This is a genomic window from Acinetobacter sp. 1294596, from assembly GCF_000582925.1.
GTDB classification, from domain to species: domain Bacteria; phylum Pseudomonadota; class Gammaproteobacteria; order Pseudomonadales; family Moraxellaceae; genus Acinetobacter; species Acinetobacter radioresistens.
On the sequence record NZ_JFCC01000008.1, the window covers coordinates 68,808 to 87,388 of the forward strand.

Sequence of the window (18,581 nt, forward strand, 5' to 3'; positions counted from 1 at the left end):
ACCCCTTATGTATTTGAAGTAGCATTTTGTTCAGCTTGTGGTTTGGCCTGTTGAGCTGGTTTTGCGTTATTGCTTCCCTGGGCCGCTGCCTGAGGCTGTAGAGGTTTAGGGTTCACTTTTTGGCCTTCTTTAACTTTGGCAATGCCTTCTACAATGACACGTTCACCTGCCTGAATACCGCTAGTCACAATCCAGTCTTTACCTTGCACACCGGCAGTTTGTACCGGACGGCTTTCTGCAAGGCCTTTAGCATTTACGATCATGGCAACCGCCTGTCCTGTCGGAAGACGGGTAATTGCAGCCTGTGGAATCAGCATTGCATTTGGAATCACTGCCTGTACGATTTTTGCAGTCGCATACATACCCGGTAACAGCAAGTGATTCGGGTTGGAGAATACTGCACGTAGAGTCACTGTGCCGGTTTCTGGATCAACACTGGCGCCAGAAAATGCAAGATTCCCTTCAATCGGATACTCGCTTCCATCTTCAAGGCGCAGTTTAACTTTAGTGTTGTTACTGCTGCTCAGGTTACCCTGGTTCAGCTGTTGACGCAGACGCAGCAGTTCAGCACTTGACTGGTTAATATCGACATAAATTGGATCAAGCTGCTGAATGGTAACTAAAGGTTCAGTCTGGCTGGCCGTCACCAGTGCGCCTGCTGTAACTGAAGAGCGGCTAGATTGACCTGAAATTGGAGCCCGTACAGTAGAGTAGCCCAGATTAATCTCTGCATTACGCAGTTCTGCCTGAGAGGCGTTAACATCAGCTTGTGCCAGTTTTACCTGAGCTACAATATCATCATATTCCTGTCTTGAAATCGCATTGGTACCTACCAGCTGACGATAACGGCCTTCTTTTACACGCAGAACATTCAGGTTTGCCTGCTGGCGGTTCAATGTAGCACGAGCACTTGCTACATTTTCGCGGTTGGTACGCGAGTCAATTTCATATAAAGCCTGCCCCTGACGGACATAGCTTCCTTCAGTAAACAGACGTTTCTGGATTACACCGCTTGCCTGTGGCCGTACTTCAGAAATCTGATAGGGTGAGGTACGTCCAGAGAGTTCAACAGACTGTTCTACACTTCGTGGCTGAGCAACCAGGACCCCTACTTCAGGTGGTGGCATTTGTTGAGCAGCCGCGCCTGTTTGTGCATCCTTTGGATCTTTGCTACAACCCACAAGTGCGATACTTGTTGCTAAAGCACAAGCGGTAAGGGCCGGTGCCCAAAGCTTTGCCGATGTCATTGTTCCACCTCATTTAGATTTTTATCTAAAAATAAATTATTTTTGCCTGACTGATTATGACGAAACCATAGCCAAAGCAGAGAGATCCAAATAAAACTAATACTCCAACCCGTTAAAACATCGGTTGGGTAATGAACCCCGAGATAAACCCGTGAAATTCCCATAATAATCCACCAGCTATTCGCAGCAAGGAAAATCCAAACATAATAACGATGCTTGCGAAGTAAGAAGAGCAACAGACAAGCAAAGCTTGCAGCATATGCACTATGGGCACTTGGAAATGAGGCGCCGTAGCTCTGAACCAGGTGATATATTTCTAAGGGTCGGGGCCTTGCAATCCACCATTTCAATAACCAGACCAGCGTGCCGCTGCCGATCATTCCGAAACTAATAAAAATAACGGTTTTATATTTTTTATACCATGCCAGTCTTGAGCACCAAAGCAGTACAACAAATCCTATGACAACTGAACCACCTATTTTAGATAAGAACATTGCAACAATATTAAGGGATTCTGTTCGGTGCTGGCTGAACCACTTTACTTGTGCCACATCCCATTCCTGAAGCGCAGGGATGTAAGATACCAGTCCGCTAAGGACAAGCATAAGGCAAGCAATAAGCAAGAACAGGTAGGGCATGCAGCAACCTTGTATTCTAACTGATCAGTTAGGAGCCATAAATTGAAGCAAAGTGTACTGACTGGTACACTTTTTTTCAAGTCTCTAGAATTATCTTATTTTTAACTGAGCAGTTAGAAGCAATATCACATAAACGCAACAAAATTAAGTTATTTTTCTGGTTTAGACAGCGAGTTATCTACAGAATTTGCCGCTTCCTCAATTTTAGGGGGCCAGAAAAAATCACTAGGACGGGTCATAAAATGTGTCAAAACTAACTTTGCCAAAGGTTTCCATTGCTCAAAACGAACCCGTCGTGCACGTAAAGCTACAATAATGGTGAGACTAAAACTGACAAACAAGTTAGTTAAGCCAATAAGCAGGACGCCCAGAAAAGAAACAATGATGAGGCCAAGATCTGGCCCGCCATTAATATTCATCAGACCCTGAATAAAATTGGCCGATGCAAAGGCAATATGCCGGATATCTAGGGGTAATCCTAAAATAAAACCCAGTGTTCCCATACTGCCCAGCATAATCCCAAATAGAAAGTTACCGGCAAGTGCTCCTAGATTACGTTCAATATAGGCAGAAAAACGGTCTAGGCGGTCTTGTCCCATCAGATTTTTTAATTGGGGATGCGCTTTCAGGCGTGGTCCTACTTTACGGTAAACTGCCATATTGTCGAAATAGCCGGCAATCAGTCCCGAGAGGAACAGGCAAACACCGGCAATTGCTGCATGGGGCAGAGCAAGGGAAGTAAAGGGATTCAAGTCATGCAAAAGCTTGGTAGCTTTCATATGGGTCATTAGAGGTTCTTGCATCCCGGCTTCCCATAGCAGGGTAATCAGCGCTGCGGTTGGTATGGCTATCGAGATATTACCCAAGATTGCAATAAACTGAGTCCGGATAATATTAATAATCAGGGCTGCCAGTTCTGCAATTTGTGCGGTGCGAGAGCCTTTCTTATGCTGTACCGTGGCAGCGAGCGCTGCTGCGGTCATAGCTGGCTGTTTGGTCGCTACTGTAAAATGCAAGACATGAATCAGTACGAAGCCTAAAGAGTAATTCATGCTGAACATAAAGGCCTGCATGAGCGGAGCCATGGCCAGACGCGCCATCAGGATTTTAAGGGTTGCCATTGTGGCAATAATTACCCCTGCACCTGCTGCGGCCTTATACATTGAAAAAAAGCCCTTTTTATCGGTACTTACATAATGCTCACCGGTCCGGCTGGCATTCTCAGTTACCTGTAAGGCAATCAGCTCACTGGTAGTGGTCAATAAAGCCCGTACACTTTTTTCACTATAATGTGCCTTGACCAGCTCACTCAGCAGCTGGCTGAGTGCATCATAAGTATAAATATCTTCTACAGTGACGATATGCAGCAGCAATTCAATCCGGTCCACACATTGCTCAAGCAGGGAAAGCAGATAGGCGAGGCTTAAACTTACCCCAATACGCTTGGTAGACCGGCGAATCTTGAGCACGACATCCCGGCACTGTTCAAACATCACAAATGCCTGTGATGCATCTGGTGGCTCCATCACGGCAAACTGGTCCAGATTTTGAAGCAGCTTTTTATAGCGGACAATAAATTCCACGACTTCCCGATTCTGAACCAGAAAGGGGGATTCGTATTCGGTCAGTTCAGGATAGGCATTAATAAACTCCGGATAGAGTCCAATACCACTAATCCGGTAAGATAAAACAGTAATCCACGGATCATTTCATCACGGACTGACTGCTTCTCTGCCATATTGCCATTACTGCGGCTAATCAAGCTAAAGAACAGTTGCCAGTCCTGGCTATCAATATTTTCTAGCCAGTATTTGTCGGTACGCTGATGAAAGACGCGGTGCAGCAGATCGGTCAGCTGGGTTTCATCATTGATCAGCGGCAAAAAGTGTGCACCTAAACGCTGGGTAAACTGATTCCAGAAACCATCTAACGATAAAATGCCGCTGTCAGCATAAAGTGCGGTTTGCCGGTAATGATTAATAATACGTAGAACAAAAGTTTGAAATGTACAGGCAGCGGCCGGGGTAATTAAAAGCGACTGAATAAATGCCCGAAATTTTCTTTCAATTTCTTCGGTATTTTTGGTATCAGCGGGTCGTAGACGGTTAACCAGCTCAATAAGAATATTTTCATCTAATACAGCTTGAGGTTGCTCAAGCTGCTGGTGCATTCTGAGAAAAAGATCTTGAAAGTTTAAATGCATAAAATTTTTAATAATATTATTGGATTCGGTCTAAAGCTAAGCGGGTCAAGTTAACCAGCGCCTGCCGGTAAGTACTCTCAGGTAATATTTCTAGTGCCTGTAATGCTCGCTCGGTTTCTTCAGTAGCACGCTTATGGCAATAATCCAGCGCTCCCGAATTTTGTACAATCGCAATAACTTGTTCAAGCTGTGAAGTACCGCCAGTGGCAATGCTGCGACGGATTAGGTCGCGCTGTTCACCTTGAGTATTTTGCATTGCTGCAATCAGCGGCAGGGTGGGTTTGCCTTCCATCAAGTCATCGCCAATATTTTTGCCGAGCGTATCAGCATCTGAAGTGTAATCCAGAATATCATCAATAATCTGAAAAGCATTGCCAAAGTGTCCGGCAAAACGACGTAAAGGTTCACGGTATTCAGGTTTGCCTGCCAGTATTGCAGCGCCTTCGGTCGCCAGTTCGAACAACCGTGAGGTTTTACCGTGAATAATCTGTAAATAAACAGCTTCTGTCGTATCTGGCTGATGCTGTGCCTGCAACTGCAATACTTCACCCTCAGCAATCTCACAGGTTCCTGTAGAGAAGTCCTTTAACAAGATCATATTGTCCAGATCAACCAGCAGATCAAATGCCCGGGCAATCAGAAAATCCCCCACTAGTACCGCAGTCTGGTTATTCCATGTCGCATTTGCTGTTGGTCTGCCACGGCGTAAGCCAGACTCATCTACCACATCATCATGTACCAGAGTCGCCGTATGCAGCATTTCAATAATGGCCGCCAGCTTTTGTGCATGCTTTAAATTGGTTTCACCACAGGCATAAGCGGCCAGTAAGCACATAATCGGACGCATGCGCTTTCCACCTGCTTCAACGACATGCTTGCTGACTGACATGACCAGTGCGACCTTGGAGCTGATTCCTTCATTAATAAACTGGTCCATCGCTGCAAAATCTTGAGCAACAGGAGCGAGAATATCTTGCTTGAAATCGATGGCCATATGAAGAAGAACCTCTTGCGAAAGTAATCGGATGCACAGTTAAACAGTGAGACGTCTAAACACCGTGACCAGCCTTTAGATAGCTGATACTTAAAAAATTAAAGCTATTGTATCCTAAAGCAGCCAGGAAGGTAGCCAAAATTCTAGGGCTTAAACCAGACGGGAGCCTTTAGTTTAAGGTCCGCTGCCTTTGAGTATATTCTTCTAAAGAACTGCTGCCATGATGCTGTTGCGCCAGACAAGATACAGCGTGGCCTTAAAAATGCAAAGAAAAATCACTGAAAATACCGGTAAGGGAAAAAGAATAGTGTGTATACAAATGTCGTCTGAATATTTTGGGTAAATTACTTGTTGTTTGATCGGTTTTCACTTAAAATCTTTGGCCTTGTATAACCCCAGTGGCGCTCGTCTTAAGATCGGTATATCCCTTTGCCGGCACGACGACACGGGCATGATTGGAGTACATCATGTACGCAGTAATCCAAAGCGGTGGTAAACAGCACCGTGTAGTTGAGGGTGAAACCCTTAAAGTTGAATTGTTGAAAGCTGAAACTGGCTCAACTATTACGTTTGATGACGTACTAATGGTTGTGAACGGCGAAAGCATTCAAATCGGTGCTCCAGTAGTCGCTGGCGCTAAAGTAACTGCAGAAGTAGTTGGCCATGGTCGTCACGACAAAATCCGCATCATCAAAATGCGTCGTCGTAAACATTACCGTAAACAACAAGGTCACCGTCAATGGTTTACCGAGTTGAAAATTACTGGTATTTCAGGCTAATTACGAGGAGTAAGAGACATGGCTCACAAAAAAGCCGGTGGTTCGACACGTAACGGTCGTGATTCAAACCCAAAAATGTTAGGTGTTAAAATTTATGGTGGTCAAACTGTGACTGCTGGTAACATCATCGTTCGTCAACGTGGTACAGAATTCCACGCTGGTGCAAATGTAGGTATGGGCCGTGACCATACTTTATTTGCTACTGCTGATGGCGTAGTAAAATTCGAAGTGAAAGGTCAATTTGGCCGTCGCTACGTAACAGTTGAAGCTGTATAAGTTTAAACTGTTTGAGAAAAGCCCACTATAAATGTGGGCTTTTTTTATATCTAAAGTTATAGAAAAAATCTTCATCATGATGGATAAATTTCAACAAACTGCATGAAGAACATAACAAAATATCTTATATTCTCAATGATTAGGCCAGAGTTTGTCAGTTAAGATGAAACTCAAATAAATGAGATCAGGCAAATATAAAGGTGATTATATGAATATGCTTCGTAAAACCATATGTGCTATGACAGTGGGTGCAGCCACCTTGGCGCCAGTAATCAGTACCTCTGTTATCGCTGCGCCTGTGGCGGCATCGGAGCAGCAGGCAACTGCAAATCTGGTTCAGCAGCTCAAAGGTATACAAAGTCTGAGCGCCAATTTTGAACAGACCACTAAAGTTAGTGGCAATGCGCCTAAAAAGCAGAAAGGCCTGACAGCTCAACATATGAACCAGACCTTTAAAGGTACAATGAAAGTTGAGCGTCCTGGAAAATTTTTCTGGGAAACCAGCAGCCCGTCTAAACAGACAATTGTTACTACCGGTAAAACAGTCTGGATTTATGACCCCGATCTTCAGCAGGCAGTCCGTCAGTCTTTAGATGAACAGGTCTCAAATACACCAGCGTTACTGCTCTCTGGTAATACCAGCCAAATTATGCAGTCTTATCGGGTAACGCAACCAAATAAAGCCAAAACCTACTACACCCTTTATCCAAAGAATAATGAAGGGGCTTTTCAGAGCCTGACTATTAGCTTTGGTACCAACAAAGCTCCAAGCCTGATGATTTTAGAAGATTCACTTGGCCAGACCACCTATGTAAAATTTAGCAATGTAAAAGTTAATGCTTCTATCCCGGCCTCTACCTTTAATTTCACTCCGCCAAAAGGCACCGATATTATTGACCAGTAAATAAATTCTTTTAAATTTAAAAAGCTGCCTTGGGGCAGCTTTTTCATTACAATTTCTCTTATATATCCGCTATAGAAAGGAAGGGTACTATAGTTGAAATTGTGGGCTTATTATGCGAATCATCCGAACAACTTCCTGTGCTGTCTGTATTTTTTGCCTTGAAGAGCTTACACTATAGCCAGTTTTTTACCTTATTTATGATTGGCTATGATTGACCCGAAATTACTCAGAAATAATATTGAGGCTGTAAATTTAGCATTGGCAAAACGCGGTGTTCAGCTTGATGTGGAAGAATGGGCAGCTCTGGAAGTGCGCCGTAAGGAAATCCAGCAGAAGACTGAAAATTTGCAGGCAGAACGTAATGCCGGAGCAAAGCAGGTTGGTCAGCTTAAAAAAGCAGGTGAAGACGCATCAGAGATTATGACACGTATGTCAGCAATTGGTGATGAAATCAAAGCTGCTGAACTGGCACTGGCTGAACTGCAAGCCGAGCTTGAAACCAAATCAATGAATATTCCTAATCTGCCAGATGAGTCTGTACCAGCAGGCAAAGATGAAAGTGACAATGTTGAAATTTTAACATGGGGTACTCCACGTCAGTTTGACTTTGAAATCAAGGATCATACAGACCTGGGCGAGTGGATGGGTGGACTGGAGTTTGAAACTGCCACCAAATTAACCGGTTCACGTTTTAGTGTACTTAAAGGTCCTCTGGCGCGGCTGCAACGTGCTTTAACCCAGTTTATGCTTGATACGCACACCCTTAAAAACGGGTATACCGAAGCGTATGTACCTTATCTGGTAAATGCTGATTCCCTGCGTGGCACAGGCCAATTACCAAAATTTGAAGAAGACTTATTCAAATTGCAGGGGGAAAAAGAATATTACCTGATCCCGACTGCAGAAGTACCTGTAACGAATTTTGTGCGTGACGAGATTATTGATACTGCTCGCCTTCCATTGAAATATGCAGCGCACACGCCATGTTTTCGTAGTGAAGCCGGTTCTTATGGCCGTGATACCCGAGGCCTGATCCGCCAGCATCAGTTTGATAAAGTGGAAATGGTACAGATCGTTAAGCCTGAAACATCCATGCAGGCACTTGAAGAACTTACTGCCCATGCAGAGGGCATTTTGCAGGCACTGGGTTTACCATATCGCAAAATTTTGCTATGTGGTGGAGATATGGGCTTCGGTGCTACTAAAACCTATGATCTGGAAGTTTGGGTGCCTAGCCAAAATACCTATCGCGAGATTTCCTCTTGTTCTAATATGGGGGATTTTCAGGCTCGTCGTATGAAGGCCCGCTACCGTGTAGACCAGAAAAAAACCGAATTTGTGCATACATTAAATGGTTCAGGTTTGGCTGTTGGACGTACGCTATTGGCTGTGATGGAAAATTACCAACGTGCTGATGGCTCGATTGAAATTCCTGAGGTATTACGTCCATATATGGGCGGACAAGAATTTATTGATTAATTGATCAATTCAAAAAGCTAAATCATCTGATTTAGCTTTTTTTATGAATCAATAAATTCGAATTAATACCTAAGTTATGATGTGCTAATTAGCGTTCTATAATTTTCTTTAAAGTCTCGCTAGGTTTTTCACCAAATGCTTCTTTATATTCAATAGAAAAGCGACCTAAATGCGTGACTCCCCATTTGTATGCAATCTCAGTAATATTAATCTTATAGCTTGATTGGGAAATTTCATTATAAATACATTTAAGTCGGTAATGTCGGATATAGGCATTCGGGCTGCATTTTAAATATTTTTTAAAAATTGTATTTAATTTCTTTTTACTTAAACCCGAAGCGTATTCCAGATCTGAAATTTCAATTTTTTGCTGTATATTTTTTTGAATAAATTCTAATAACCGATTAAGGAAATCGGGGTAGTCCAGAGTATTTTTATAAATCAAATCACTGTAATTGTTTGGCTGTGACAATAATAATGATTTGACAATAATATATTTAAAATCTGACCGCATTTCTTGAAAGAAAGAGGCATTGGTAAAATTATGCGTAAAGTTCTTAATGCTATCGATTAAATCCCACCAGGCTTTAATTTTGGGATTGTGACTATCCATTACATTCTCAAAAATAAGAGGTTGTATTACGGGTTGAGAAATTAAATCGGATAAGATTTTTTCAACAAAAGTTTTTGAAAAAGAAATGAAGGTTTGAATACAGTTTTTATCGATGATTAATTCAAATTTATCTTCAGGAGAAACAATTGAAGCCTGATCATGACATGCATAGAAAATAGCACCATCTTTTTTAAATAGGGGACGTCCATTTTTAGGGCGCGTAATACAAAAATAGTTCATATCCTCTTGGTCATGGGTTTTAAAAATAATATCTTTACCGTAAGTTAAGTCACCAATAATCATACGACCGATCTGTGAACCATGAAAACTAAAATCTAGAGGTTTATATTTATTCGAGTCAACTAAATCATGTGGACCAATAATTAAATCAAGACAGTGCCTGGCATCATGAATATTCTGCGTGTGAGACTGAATTCTAGAAATAGACTTATGTTGCTGACTATACATAATTACCTCTATCCTTAGCTTGCTGATATTCTCTATGCAAAAATCAATCCATAATCTTTGCTTTTGTGTTTTATCTCATCTTAAATAAAATTATTTAAATCAAAATAATATAAAAATACTGATCTGGTAATTCATTAGAGTGCAGGTAAGTTATCATTTAAAAGTGATAGGCAAGTCGAAGCATGGGGCTACTTGCTGTTGCTCCCCGTCCTGCTACCCCTGATTCATTATTACCATACTTGTTTTTCCAGTATTGATAGGCAACTCCAGCTTTCAATTTTGGCTGGTGAACAGATTTGTCTTTCAATAAAGAATACATGAGTGACATATCGACAAAAATTTCACTTGCCGTCTTGCCACCGGTTTCATTTTTGCCTTTAGGACTCATCCAAACACCAATTCCCTGATAATTCCAATTACTTTGCATTACTGGAAAATCCCAAAGTACTTGTAAGGCAAGATATGGATCATACGTGTATTTACTGGTTAAAACATTGGCATCATTGCTTTCATAATAGCCCAGTAAACTTAGATTTAAATAACCAGGTACATTTAGGGTGATACTTGGACCGGCAACATACATTTGACGATTAGAACCATAGTCATCATTTTTGGTATTCCAGTCAAAACCAACAGTGAAGCCATAGCTTTTTAACCAGGCAGAATCTTCGATTTTGTGTTGTGTAATACTTGGAATATCCAAGGTGTGCCGATAAATAACATAAGCTTCTTGAGCTCCATGACCAGATGCTTTATTGGTATTTGGATGATTGGTGCATATTTAATTGGAAAAAATTGGTCCCATAGGTATAGCCACTTAAGTGAACCAAACTAAATATGTACTTTTCAATATCAATCGCATTACCTTGTGCATCATTTTTAAAAGGTTCAGAAAAGTCTCTTCCATAACTGGCTACTAAAGAGGTATTGCTCCAATTAGCCGCCAATGTAGTTGTCGTAAGAAAGCAGCATAAGACACCTGCACTTAACTCATGTAATAAAAATTTCACAATAAAATCCTCCTTAAAAAAATAAACCGACAGTAAATGTGTCGGTTTAGGGGGTTAACGAATATTATATTTTTCCAGTATGGGTAAAACATGGTCACGGAAGTATGGAAACTCGCGGCTATAATCAAGGAAAGAAAGCGTTGTACCCCTGAAGCCTGCTTTATGTAAGTCAATAATGCCTTGAGCAACGTGTTCTGGGGTCCCTAGCAGAGGAAAACCCCCATGGCCAACACTCATGACCTCACGAATCGATTGTTGAACTTCTTTTGGAAAACTTTGAGCATGCGCGAACATTAGACTCATCAAGTTATCGACAGCTACCACGTCGGCATTGTTGAGTTGACGATCCCATTCAGCCTGGGCTTCTTCTTGCGTTGGACGGCAAATCACGTGTGAAAAGGTCAGGTCATCACATTAACCTTGCGATTCACTTTAAGACCTGTTTGTTTTAATTCTTCAATTTCAGTTTTACTCCGGCCTAAATCAGAGGCTGGCGTAAACAGGAAGTCTGCATTGTTTACTGCAAACTCACGACCATTTTTAGAGCCTGCTGCATTAAAAATTGGAGGGTGGACTAGGAGTTTCGGTTTTCCATAAGTTCCTTTAGTTTTGAAAAACTTACTTTCGAAATCAAATTTTTCTTCACTGGTCCATACTTTTTTAATTAAATCATACCAGTCTTGTGCATACCCATAGCGTGTTTCATGGTCATCGGGTAAATATAATCCTAAAGCTTCATATTCAGGTTTGTTCCATCCGGCGACAATATTTAAACCAATACGACCTTGGCTGATTTCAGATAATTTTGCAATCTGTTTGGCAACAACTACAGGATGGTTAGGTACTGTCTGAATTGTTGCCAAGACAGTAATATCTTTTGTCAAGGCTAGTAAAGCAGCTGCCCACGTCATGGTTTCCAAAATTGTACCCTGGAAATCTGTCTGCCCCCCATAGCCAGTAAAGCGTGCAATCGGTAGCATGAAGTCAATCCCTGCCTCATCCAGCATTTTACCAAGTTCTAAATTCTTCTCCCAACTTGCATTCCAACGATCTTCAAGTGTTGAAACGGTCATGCCACCTGAACAGTTTGAAGCAAATGAACCTAATAAAAACCGGTTATCTTTAAAAAAGTGATGTTGTTTCATTCTAAAAATCCTTTAAACAAATGAGCCGGGTTACACACCAGCAAAAGCCTGGTGTACATTAGCCTGTTTATACTGTCCGTTATGGAATACCAGTGGATTACCCATTTGATTGCGGCACGCTTCAATTTGACCAACGATGATGTAATGATCACCCGCTTCATGCAGTTCATACTGACGACACACAAAAGTCGTGAGGGACTTGTTTAAAATTGGTATGCCCATGTACTCATCTACATCATCAAGTCCTTCGAATTTGTCATCCGCAGATTTAGAAAAATGTTTTGATTCTAAATAATGATCTTCATTAAGAATATTGATTGCAAAGTATTCTGCCTGTTTGAAATCTTCAAAATGGGTTGCTGACTTTGCGATATTCCAGAGAATAAGCGGGGGATCAAGTGAAACTGATGTGAAGGAGTTGGCTGTCATTCCTATTTTTCTTTGATTCACATCCAGGGCAGTCACTACAGTAATACCTGTGGCGTATTGACCAAGTAGTTGGCGAAGTGACCGTGGTTCAAGTTGTATTACTGGGGTCATTACATTCAGCATAATCATATTCCTTCATAGAGGCTCGAAGAGTCAGAACCTTATTCCTTATTCGCCAACAGGTTTGTTTTCACTTGACGGCCAAGTGGGCATCAATTCATTTGAGGGGAGCGTTTCATCCAGAAGTTTCTTCGCAGTTTCAATACCTGCAACTGGTAGGCCGGTTGGGTCTAGTACCCCGATTTGTACAAGCAGGCTTGCCTGATCCCAGTAGATATGCTCATGGCAAAGTTTTGGTCCACGGAATTTGATAATTCCGAGCATCGGAATCTCGACATATTTGCCTGTTGGCTTAATTCCTGGAATTAACCAATCGATTTCTTCATCATGGGTAAAGCTCATGATGAATTCATCCACCACTTGCGTAGAGCCGACAGTGCGTGAAATTGGAGTTAATTTCATGTCTTTCGGATTGTTATGTATAAAGTGGTACTGATAAAAGCGTGCAAGTTGTTTATAACCCACACCACCTGTTAAAGTTGGGATATGATTTACATAAGGTTCAGCAACCATGGTTGCCATCGTATCTGGCACATTTCGCGTATCAAATTCGAAACGGACGTGTTCTTCCCATAGGGCAGCGAGGTCATAGTGTGGACCAATCGCTTTGCGGAGTGCCGTAATACTGCGCTCATGTGCCATTAATGCACTTGGTTTGTCATAGTGCATACTGTTCGGACGAGCAAATGCATGATCTACGCCTGGGTAGACATAGGTTTCGATCTTTGTATTATCTTTTAATGCAGAAAGAATTTTTTCCCGTGTGTTGGTATCACAGAATTGGTCAAGTTTTGCAAAATGCAAAACTAGCTTAGAGTTGATATTCTTCGCTTCATCAAGATTCTGTTCAATACCTACGCCGTAGTACGACACTGCACAACCTAATTCCGGAATACGGCAAGCAGCCAGATAAGCGAGTTTCCCGCCTAAGCAATAACCGACTAAACCTATACCTGTTTCCTGATTTACAGTTTCTAAGTGTTTAAGGGTATTGATAGTAGACTGAATATCTTCAATACCTGTGTCTTGATCAAACTTGGTATATAAGTCGAATGCTCTCTGGCAATCGTCATCGGTATAACCGAGTTCAACATTAGGCTGAATGCGCCAGAATAAGTCTGGCACGATTACGGTGTAACCTTCTTCCGCCAGAAAGTCTGCTTTTTGGCGCATCACTTCATTTACACCAAAGATTTCCTGGCACAAAATCAGGCCTGGGCCTTGGCCTGCTTCTGGAACGGAAAGATATGCTTTAAACGAACCTGTTGCTGTTTGGACGTCAATATAAGATCCAGCCATGATAGTAATCTCCTGAATAATTAGATCTATCATCGACATCATCAGGAAATTTGACTATCCAAATTGAGTTCAAGCTTTATCCATTTTTGCACCAGCTGATAAACCAAAAATGGCAAGTTTTTTGCTATTTATTTACTTTTTAACATCCCGGTTCAAAGGGATGATGATAAAATATTGCAGTGATATGAGGGTAAAATTTGTGGATATTTTTCCAATCTCTTTAAAGTTGCAGCAGCAACCTTGTCTGATTGTAGGAGGAGGAAAGATTGCTTACCGCAAAGCGGTCTTGCTCTCTCAGGCAGGTGCCATCATTGATGTACTGGCACCCGATATTGACCCGGCACTGGCAGAGATTGTCATGCAAACAGCCGGACAGCATATTGCACTAAGTTATCCGGCTGATATTAAATTAAAGCAGTATCGTCTGGTTATTGCCGCAACTAATGTTGCAGAGGTAAACCGGCAGGTTTTTCTGGACTGTGAGACAGATCATGTTTTAGTGAACAGTGTCGATGACCCTCCACATTGCCGTTTTATGGTGCCAGCAATTATTGACCGTTCACCCTTGGTAATATCGATTGCCAGTAACGGGACATCACCAGTATTATCGCGCCAGATTCGAACCCAGCTCGAAGCGGCTATTCCCTATGGAATGGGTAAACTGGCTGAATTCTCTGGAAAATGGCGTAGTCGCGTTAAGGAAGTAATAGTCAATCCTGATGAGCGCCGAATATTTTGGGAAGAGTTGTATGCCAGTCCGCTTAAAGAACAGGTGTTTAATGACAGGTTGACCGATGCAGAGCAGCTAATCGAGCAGGCCCTCTCAACCTGGAAAACGCCAAAAGGTGAGGTCTACCTGGTCGGGGCAGGTCCCGGTGATCCAGAATTACTTACTTTAAAGGCCCTGCGTTTGATGCAACAGGCCGATGTAGTCATTTATGACCGTCTGGTCTCTGGACCTATTCTGGAACTTTGCCGACGTGATGCAGAAAAGGTGTATGTTGGTAAAGCGCGTTCCCACCATGCCGTACCGCAAGAAGGAATTAATGCCTTATTGGTAAAGTACGCACAACAAGGAAAGCGGGTTTGCCGTCTTAAGGGAGGTGACCCGTTTATTTTTGGACGTGGAGGTGAGGAAATTGAAGAGCTGTTTGCAGCAGGTATCGCATTTCAGGTCGTGCCGGGTATTACTGCGGCATCTGGTTGCTCTGCTTACGCCGGTATTCCATTAACTCATCGCGATTATGCTCAAAGTGTACGTTTTTTGACGGGGCATTTAAAGGAAGGTTCACCGGAACTGCCATGGTCAGAGCTGGTGTATGAGAATCAGACACTAGTACTATATATGGGTCTGGTAGGACTTGAGAAAATCTGTGAAAGACTGATAGAACATGGCCAGCGCCCAGATATGCCGGTTGCACTCGTTTCTAAAGGTACTACACCAGAGCAGAAAGTAGTAATCGGCACATTGGCAGATATTGTCTCTAAAGTTTCAGAACATCAGATTCAGGCTCCGACCTTAACGATCATTGGTGAAGTTGTTCGTTTACGTGAACAGTTGCAGTGGCAGTAATACTTAACTGTACCATTTTAAAGAGTAGATATTTGTGATTCATGTTGTGTTATTTGAGCCCGAAATTCCTGCAAATACAGGAAATATTATCCGTTTGTGTGCCAATACTGGCGCTCAACTGCATTTGGTGAAACCGTTAGGTTTTGAACTTGATGATAAAAAGCTTAAACGTGCAGGGCTGGATTATCATGAATGGGCTCGTATGCAGATCTGGGAAAATATTGAAGAATGCCTTGCACACTTGCAGACCAAAGGAATTGGTATAGATGCGGTTTATCCATTAACCACTAAAGGCTTTGAAACGCCGCATACTGCTGATCTTAACCGTCCGGTAGCTTTGCTGATGGGGCCGGAAACTCGTGGTTTGCCTGAGCAGGTACGCCTGATGTTTCCAGAACAGCATTGGATTCGTTTACCAATGGCACCCGAATCACGCAGTTTAAATTTATCAAATGCGACTGCTGTTATTGTATATGAAGCATGGCGCCAGCAGGGGTTTCAACCGCTTTAACCTAAATTAACCTATAAAAAAGAGGCGCTCAATGCGCCTCCTTTTCTTATATTTTATGATCAGCGATCATCATATTCATTATGCTGTGGAGCAGGGTATTTAAAGCCTTTAGTTTTATAACCTAAGTATAAAATACCAAACATGGCCCACCATAAACCATATTTCAATGCTGTTTCTTCAATCTCTAGCCACATTGCAAAAATGCTGATAAAACCGAGCATTGGAATAACTACAAAGTTAAAAATATCTTTGAGGTTCTTGCTGCGGCCATCACGTAGTGCGTAACGCGAAATTACGGACAGATTGACAAATGTAAATGCTGTCAGCGCACCAAAGCTGATCATTGAGATCACAATATCCAGGTCCATGAACCCAGCAGTTAAGGCAACTGCACCTACAATCATAATATTGTAAGACGGAGTGAAGCTTTTAGGACTGATATGACCAAAGATCTTTTTATTAATTACTCCATCACGTCCCATGACATACATCAAGCGGGATACGCCAGCATGTGCTGAAATTCCTGAAGCCATGACTGTTACAATTGCAAAATAAAGGACAACAGTCTTGAAAGCCACGCCGCCTACAGCTTGCAGGATATCTGGCTGGGTTGCCGCTACATCTTCAAAGTAAGTCTTCGGATCATTCGGGAAATAGATTTGCATGAAGTAGGTGCTGATAATAAAGATCACACCTGCAATTAAAGCTGTCAGGAAAATTGCTTTAGGCAAAGTGCGTTCAGTATCTTTTGTTTCTTCAGCCAGTGAGCTTAAGGAGTCAAAACCGGTAAATGAGAAGCAGAGTAAAGTTGCACCGGTAATTAAAGCACCCAGGCTAGTCATCTCGTTCCAGAACGGTTCCAGACTCCATAACTGGTATTTTGCATTGACCAGAGTACCATCAGCATTTACTCCACCAATCAGGAGGTTGTAGACCATCCAGGTGAAATAGGCAATTACGCCCAACTGTATAAACACGATTATACTATTGAAATTCGCTACAAATCTGGCACCACGCAGATTTACACCGGTCATAAAGGCAGTTAAGCCTATTACCCATACCCAGTGATTCACATCCGGAAATAAAGCTTCCAGATAAATGACCGCCAGAATAATATTTACCATCGGTGACAATAAATAGTCTAACCAGGATGACCAGCCCACCATAAAGCCGACATTCGGATGAATGGATTTCTGGGCATAAGTATATGCAGACCCGGAAGATGGATAGCGACGGATCATATGACCATAACTGATCGAGGTAAACAGAATTGCGATCAGGGCAATAATGTAGGAAGTAGGTACATGATAATGACTTTCTTCAGATACCAGACCGAATGTATCAAACAAGGTCATAGGCTGAATATAGGCCAAACCAATAATAATAATGTGCCAGAGGCCTAGCGTTTTTTGCAGTTTGGCTGCCGATTGCGTCCCAGTGAAATTAGTCAACGGCGTTATCCTCATAATCGTTGATCAAGGATCAGCTATATTTAAGGATCGTTTGAGACGAACGATCCCCCCTACGAAATAAAGCAAAGTGCGCGCCAATCTATCTTAAATGATTTATATTGTCAGTAGCTTTGCAGGATTTTTTAGCATTTTTTTAGTTAGTTAAAATATTACCCAGATAGGTCGTCTTCTGTTTTAAAAGAAAAACGTCCAAAATTGGTCTAAATTTTGGACGCAAAAGTTATATAAACCAGCCTTTACCAAGCTTTTTGTAAAATCGCACGCAGGTCATCTAGAGTGGCTTCTTTCGGATTAAAGATAATCGAGCCATCATTTAAGGCTTTTTCTGCCACCTCATCGAGCTGTTCTTCAGTGACTTTACCAGTTTCACGTAGGGTTCTCGGGAGTTTAGTCAGGCTATATAGATGGTCACGCATGGTCAGGATAGTTGCAATAGCTTTGTCTGCACGCAGCTCTGCTGGTGTCTGGGCATAGGTATCTGCACCTGCAAGCGGTAACAGCAGCTCACCGATTTTATTGCCATTAATGCTTTTGTTATATTCCAGTACATAAGGCAGAAACAGATTCATACATAAACCATGCGGTAAATGAGCTACCGCGCCCAGTGCATGCCCAAGCGAGTGAACCAGACCGACCATAGAGTTAGAAAATGCAATACCAGCCATGGTAGAGGCTTGTGCCAATTCCAGACGACCTTGTGCATTATTGGGCTGATCCAGAACTTTAAACAGGTTTTCACTGATTTTTTTGATACCGGCGACAGCATAAGCATCACTTAGAGGATTGGAGGCGAGACAGGTGTATGCCTCGACACAGTGTGTAAGTGCGTCCATACCGGTCATGGCCGTCAGATGGGGGGGCAAACTGGAAGTCATGCGCGGGTCAAGAATAGCTGCATGTGGCATCAGATAATAAGAAGCAAAAGCCAGTTTCACATTCTTTTCTGTGTCAGATACAACAGCTACCATGGTTACTTCAGAACCTGTACCTGAAGTAGTAGGAATTACAAAAAATGGCTTTAAAGCTTTCGGCAGATTGTGTGCACCGGAATATTTCAGCAGGTCATCGCCACCTTCAGAGACTAAAATATTGGTAGCTTTGGAGGTGTCGATCACTGAACCGCCACCAACAGCAATGATGGCATCACAGTTATTGTCACGGTATGCCTGTGCCGCATTACGCACAGTCTGCAGACTTGAATCCGGTGGCACATCATCAAAAATACATCCAATCACAGCGTCAGTTGACTCAAAAGCTGCTTCAATCGGCTGTAATAAATTATTAGCCCGTACGCCTTTATCAGTGATGATCATCGGCCGCTTGGCGCCTAAAGTAGCCAGTTCAAAAGGAATATGTTCTAACGCGGCATTTCCTGCAATTACTTTAACTGGACAGAAAAATTCATAATAAGGTTTAGCCAT

General features: G+C 42.3%; 16 protein-coding genes and 2 pseudogenes. 6 read left to right on the forward strand and 12 right to left on the reverse strand.

Annotated features, from left to right (window positions below):
* Positions 1 to 5: 5 nt before the first annotated feature.
* The 4 genes and pseudogenes from J502_RS05275 to sdsA all read right to left on the reverse strand — a co-directional run bounded on the left by J502_RS05275 (position 6) and on the right by sdsA (position 5,082).
* Positions 6 to 1,247 carry an efflux RND transporter periplasmic adaptor subunit gene (locus J502_RS05275; RefSeq protein WP_005015877.1) on the reverse strand — a complete coding sequence of 414 codons (1,242 nt, stop codon included), beginning with the start codon at positions 1,245 to 1,247 and terminating at the stop codon, positions 6 to 8.
* Positions 1,244 to 1,885: a phosphatase PAP2 family protein gene (locus J502_RS05280; RefSeq protein ID WP_005015876.1), complete on the reverse strand. Its 642-nt coding sequence runs from the start codon at positions 1,883 to 1,885 to the stop codon at positions 1,244 to 1,246. The genes J502_RS05275 and J502_RS05280 overlap by 4 nt, the downstream gene beginning before the upstream one ends.
* Before the next feature lie 149 nt (positions 1,886 to 2,034).
* Positions 2,035 to 4,088, reverse strand: a pseudogene (locus J502_RS05285) (site-specific recombinase).
* Positions 4,089 to 4,104: 16 nt separating this feature from the next.
* Positions 4,105 to 5,082, reverse strand: a complete 978-nt coding sequence (gene sdsA / locus J502_RS05290; protein ID WP_005015869.1) for an All-trans-nonaprenyl-diphosphate synthase — start codon at positions 5,080 to 5,082, stop codon at positions 4,105 to 4,107.
* A 467-nt stretch (positions 5,083 to 5,549) separates the two neighbouring features.
* Here sdsA and rplU point away from each other — a divergent pair, with 467 nt between their 5' ends.
* The 4 genes from rplU (at position 5,550) to serS (ending at position 8,520) form a co-directional block, all read left to right on the forward strand.
* A complete protein-coding gene (gene rplU, locus J502_RS05295; protein ID WP_005015865.1) occupies positions 5,550 to 5,861 on the forward strand; it encodes a 50S ribosomal protein L21 in 312 nt (103 codons plus the stop codon).
* Positions 5,862 to 5,879: 18 nt separating this feature from the next.
* Complete coding sequence (gene rpmA / locus J502_RS05300; RefSeq protein WP_005015863.1) at positions 5,880 to 6,137, forward strand: 50S ribosomal protein L27; 258 nt, start codon at positions 5,880 to 5,882, stop codon at positions 6,135 to 6,137.
* A gap of 208 nt (positions 6,138 to 6,345) precedes the next feature.
* Positions 6,346 to 7,041, forward strand: coding sequence for an outer membrane lipoprotein periplasmic chaperone LolA (lolA, locus tag J502_RS05305; RefSeq protein ID WP_005015860.1), 696 nt, complete (start codon positions 6,346 to 6,348; stop codon positions 7,039 to 7,041).
* Between the two features lie 207 nt (positions 7,042 to 7,248).
* On the forward strand, positions 7,249 to 8,520 hold the full coding sequence (serS, locus tag J502_RS05310) for a serine--tRNA ligase (RefSeq protein ID WP_005015859.1): 1,272 nt from the start codon (positions 7,249 to 7,251) through the stop codon (positions 8,518 to 8,520).
* 88 nt (positions 8,521 to 8,608) lie between these two features.
* Here serS and J502_RS05315 read toward each other — a convergent pair whose 3' ends face one another.
* The 6 genes and pseudogenes from J502_RS05315 to J502_RS05340 form a co-directional block, all read right to left on the reverse strand.
* Entirely contained in the window at positions 8,609 to 9,601 is a 993-nt protein-coding gene (locus J502_RS05315; protein ID WP_034683371.1) for an AraC family transcriptional regulator, read from the reverse strand.
* Between the two features lie 157 nt (positions 9,602 to 9,758).
* Entirely contained in the window at positions 9,759 to 10,304 is a 546-nt protein-coding gene (locus J502_RS05320; RefSeq protein ID WP_034683372.1) for a hypothetical protein, read from the reverse strand.
* Positions 10,305 to 10,353: 49 nt separating this feature from the next.
* On the reverse strand, positions 10,354 to 10,611 hold the full coding sequence (locus J502_RS05325; protein WP_034683373.1) for a hypothetical protein: 258 nt from the start codon (positions 10,609 to 10,611) through the stop codon (positions 10,354 to 10,356).
* Positions 10,612 to 10,665: 54 nt separating this feature from the next.
* Positions 10,666 to 11,756, reverse strand: a pseudogene (locus tag J502_RS05330) (LLM class flavin-dependent oxidoreductase).
* Between the two features lie 30 nt (positions 11,757 to 11,786).
* The gene (locus J502_RS05335; protein ID WP_005024959.1) at positions 11,787 to 12,308 is read right to left on the reverse strand and encodes a flavin reductase family protein; all 522 of its coding nucleotides are present in this window, start codon (positions 12,306 to 12,308) and stop codon (positions 11,787 to 11,789) included.
* Between the two features lie 45 nt (positions 12,309 to 12,353).
* A complete protein-coding gene (locus J502_RS05340) occupies positions 12,354 to 13,604 on the reverse strand; it encodes a dienelactone hydrolase family protein (protein ID WP_017400954.1) in 1,251 nt (416 codons plus the stop codon).
* Between the two features lie 199 nt (positions 13,605 to 13,803).
* Between J502_RS05340 and cysG the strand changes: the two genes are divergently transcribed.
* A complete protein-coding gene (gene cysG, locus J502_RS05345) occupies positions 13,804 to 15,177 on the forward strand; it encodes a siroheme synthase CysG (RefSeq protein WP_005024968.1) in 1,374 nt (457 codons plus the stop codon).
* A 34-nt stretch (positions 15,178 to 15,211) separates the two neighbouring features.
* Complete coding sequence (locus J502_RS05350) at positions 15,212 to 15,688, forward strand: tRNA (cytidine(34)-2'-O)-methyltransferase (protein ID WP_005015835.1); 477 nt, start codon at positions 15,212 to 15,214, stop codon at positions 15,686 to 15,688.
* Positions 15,689 to 15,747: 59 nt separating this feature from the next.
* On the opposite strand, the gene J502_RS05355 is transcribed toward J502_RS05350, so the two are convergent.
* Complete coding sequence (locus J502_RS05355; RefSeq protein WP_005015833.1) at positions 15,748 to 17,139, reverse strand: APC family permease; 1,392 nt, start codon at positions 17,137 to 17,139, stop codon at positions 15,748 to 15,750.
* A gap of 257 nt (positions 17,140 to 17,396) precedes the next feature.
* On the reverse strand, positions 17,397 to 18,581 hold the full coding sequence (locus tag J502_RS05360; RefSeq protein WP_005015831.1) for an iron-containing alcohol dehydrogenase: 1,185 nt from the start codon (positions 18,579 to 18,581) through the stop codon (positions 17,397 to 17,399).

Bases quoted from the DNA above. Each gene is read 5' to 3' on its own strand.
- J502_RS05275 (WP_005015877.1), bottom strand. From the start codon at position 1,247: ATGACATCGGCAAAGCTTTGGGCACCGGCCCTTACCGCTTGTGCTTTA.
- J502_RS05280 (WP_005015876.1), bottom strand. From the start codon at position 1,885: ATGCCCTACCTGTTCTTGCTTATTGCTTGCCTTATGCTTGTCCTTAGC.
- sdsA (WP_005015869.1), bottom strand. From the start codon at position 5,082: ATGGCCATCGATTTCAAGCAAGATATTCTCGCTCCTGTTGCTCAAGAT.
- rplU (WP_005015865.1), top strand. From the start codon at position 5,550: ATGTACGCAGTAATCCAAAGCGGTGGTAAACAGCACCGTGTAGTTGAG.
- rpmA (WP_005015863.1), top strand. From the start codon at position 5,880: ATGGCTCACAAAAAAGCCGGTGGTTCGACACGTAACGGTCGTGATTCA.
- lolA (WP_005015860.1), top strand. From the start codon at position 6,346: ATGAATATGCTTCGTAAAACCATATGTGCTATGACAGTGGGTGCAGCC.
- serS (WP_005015859.1), top strand. From the start codon at position 7,249: ATGATTGACCCGAAATTACTCAGAAATAATATTGAGGCTGTAAATTTA.
- J502_RS05315 (WP_034683371.1), bottom strand. From the start codon at position 9,601: ATGTATAGTCAGCAACATAAGTCTATTTCTAGAATTCAGTCTCACACG.
- J502_RS05335 (WP_005024959.1), bottom strand. From the start codon at position 12,308: ATGCTGAATGTAATGACCCCAGTAATACAACTTGAACCACGGTCACTT.
- J502_RS05340 (WP_017400954.1), bottom strand. From the start codon at position 13,604: ATGGCTGGATCTTATATTGACGTCCAAACAGCAACAGGTTCGTTTAAA.
- J502_RS05360 (WP_005015831.1), bottom strand. From the start codon at position 18,581: ATGGCTAAACCTTATTATGAATTTTTCTGTCCAGTTAAAGTAATTGCA.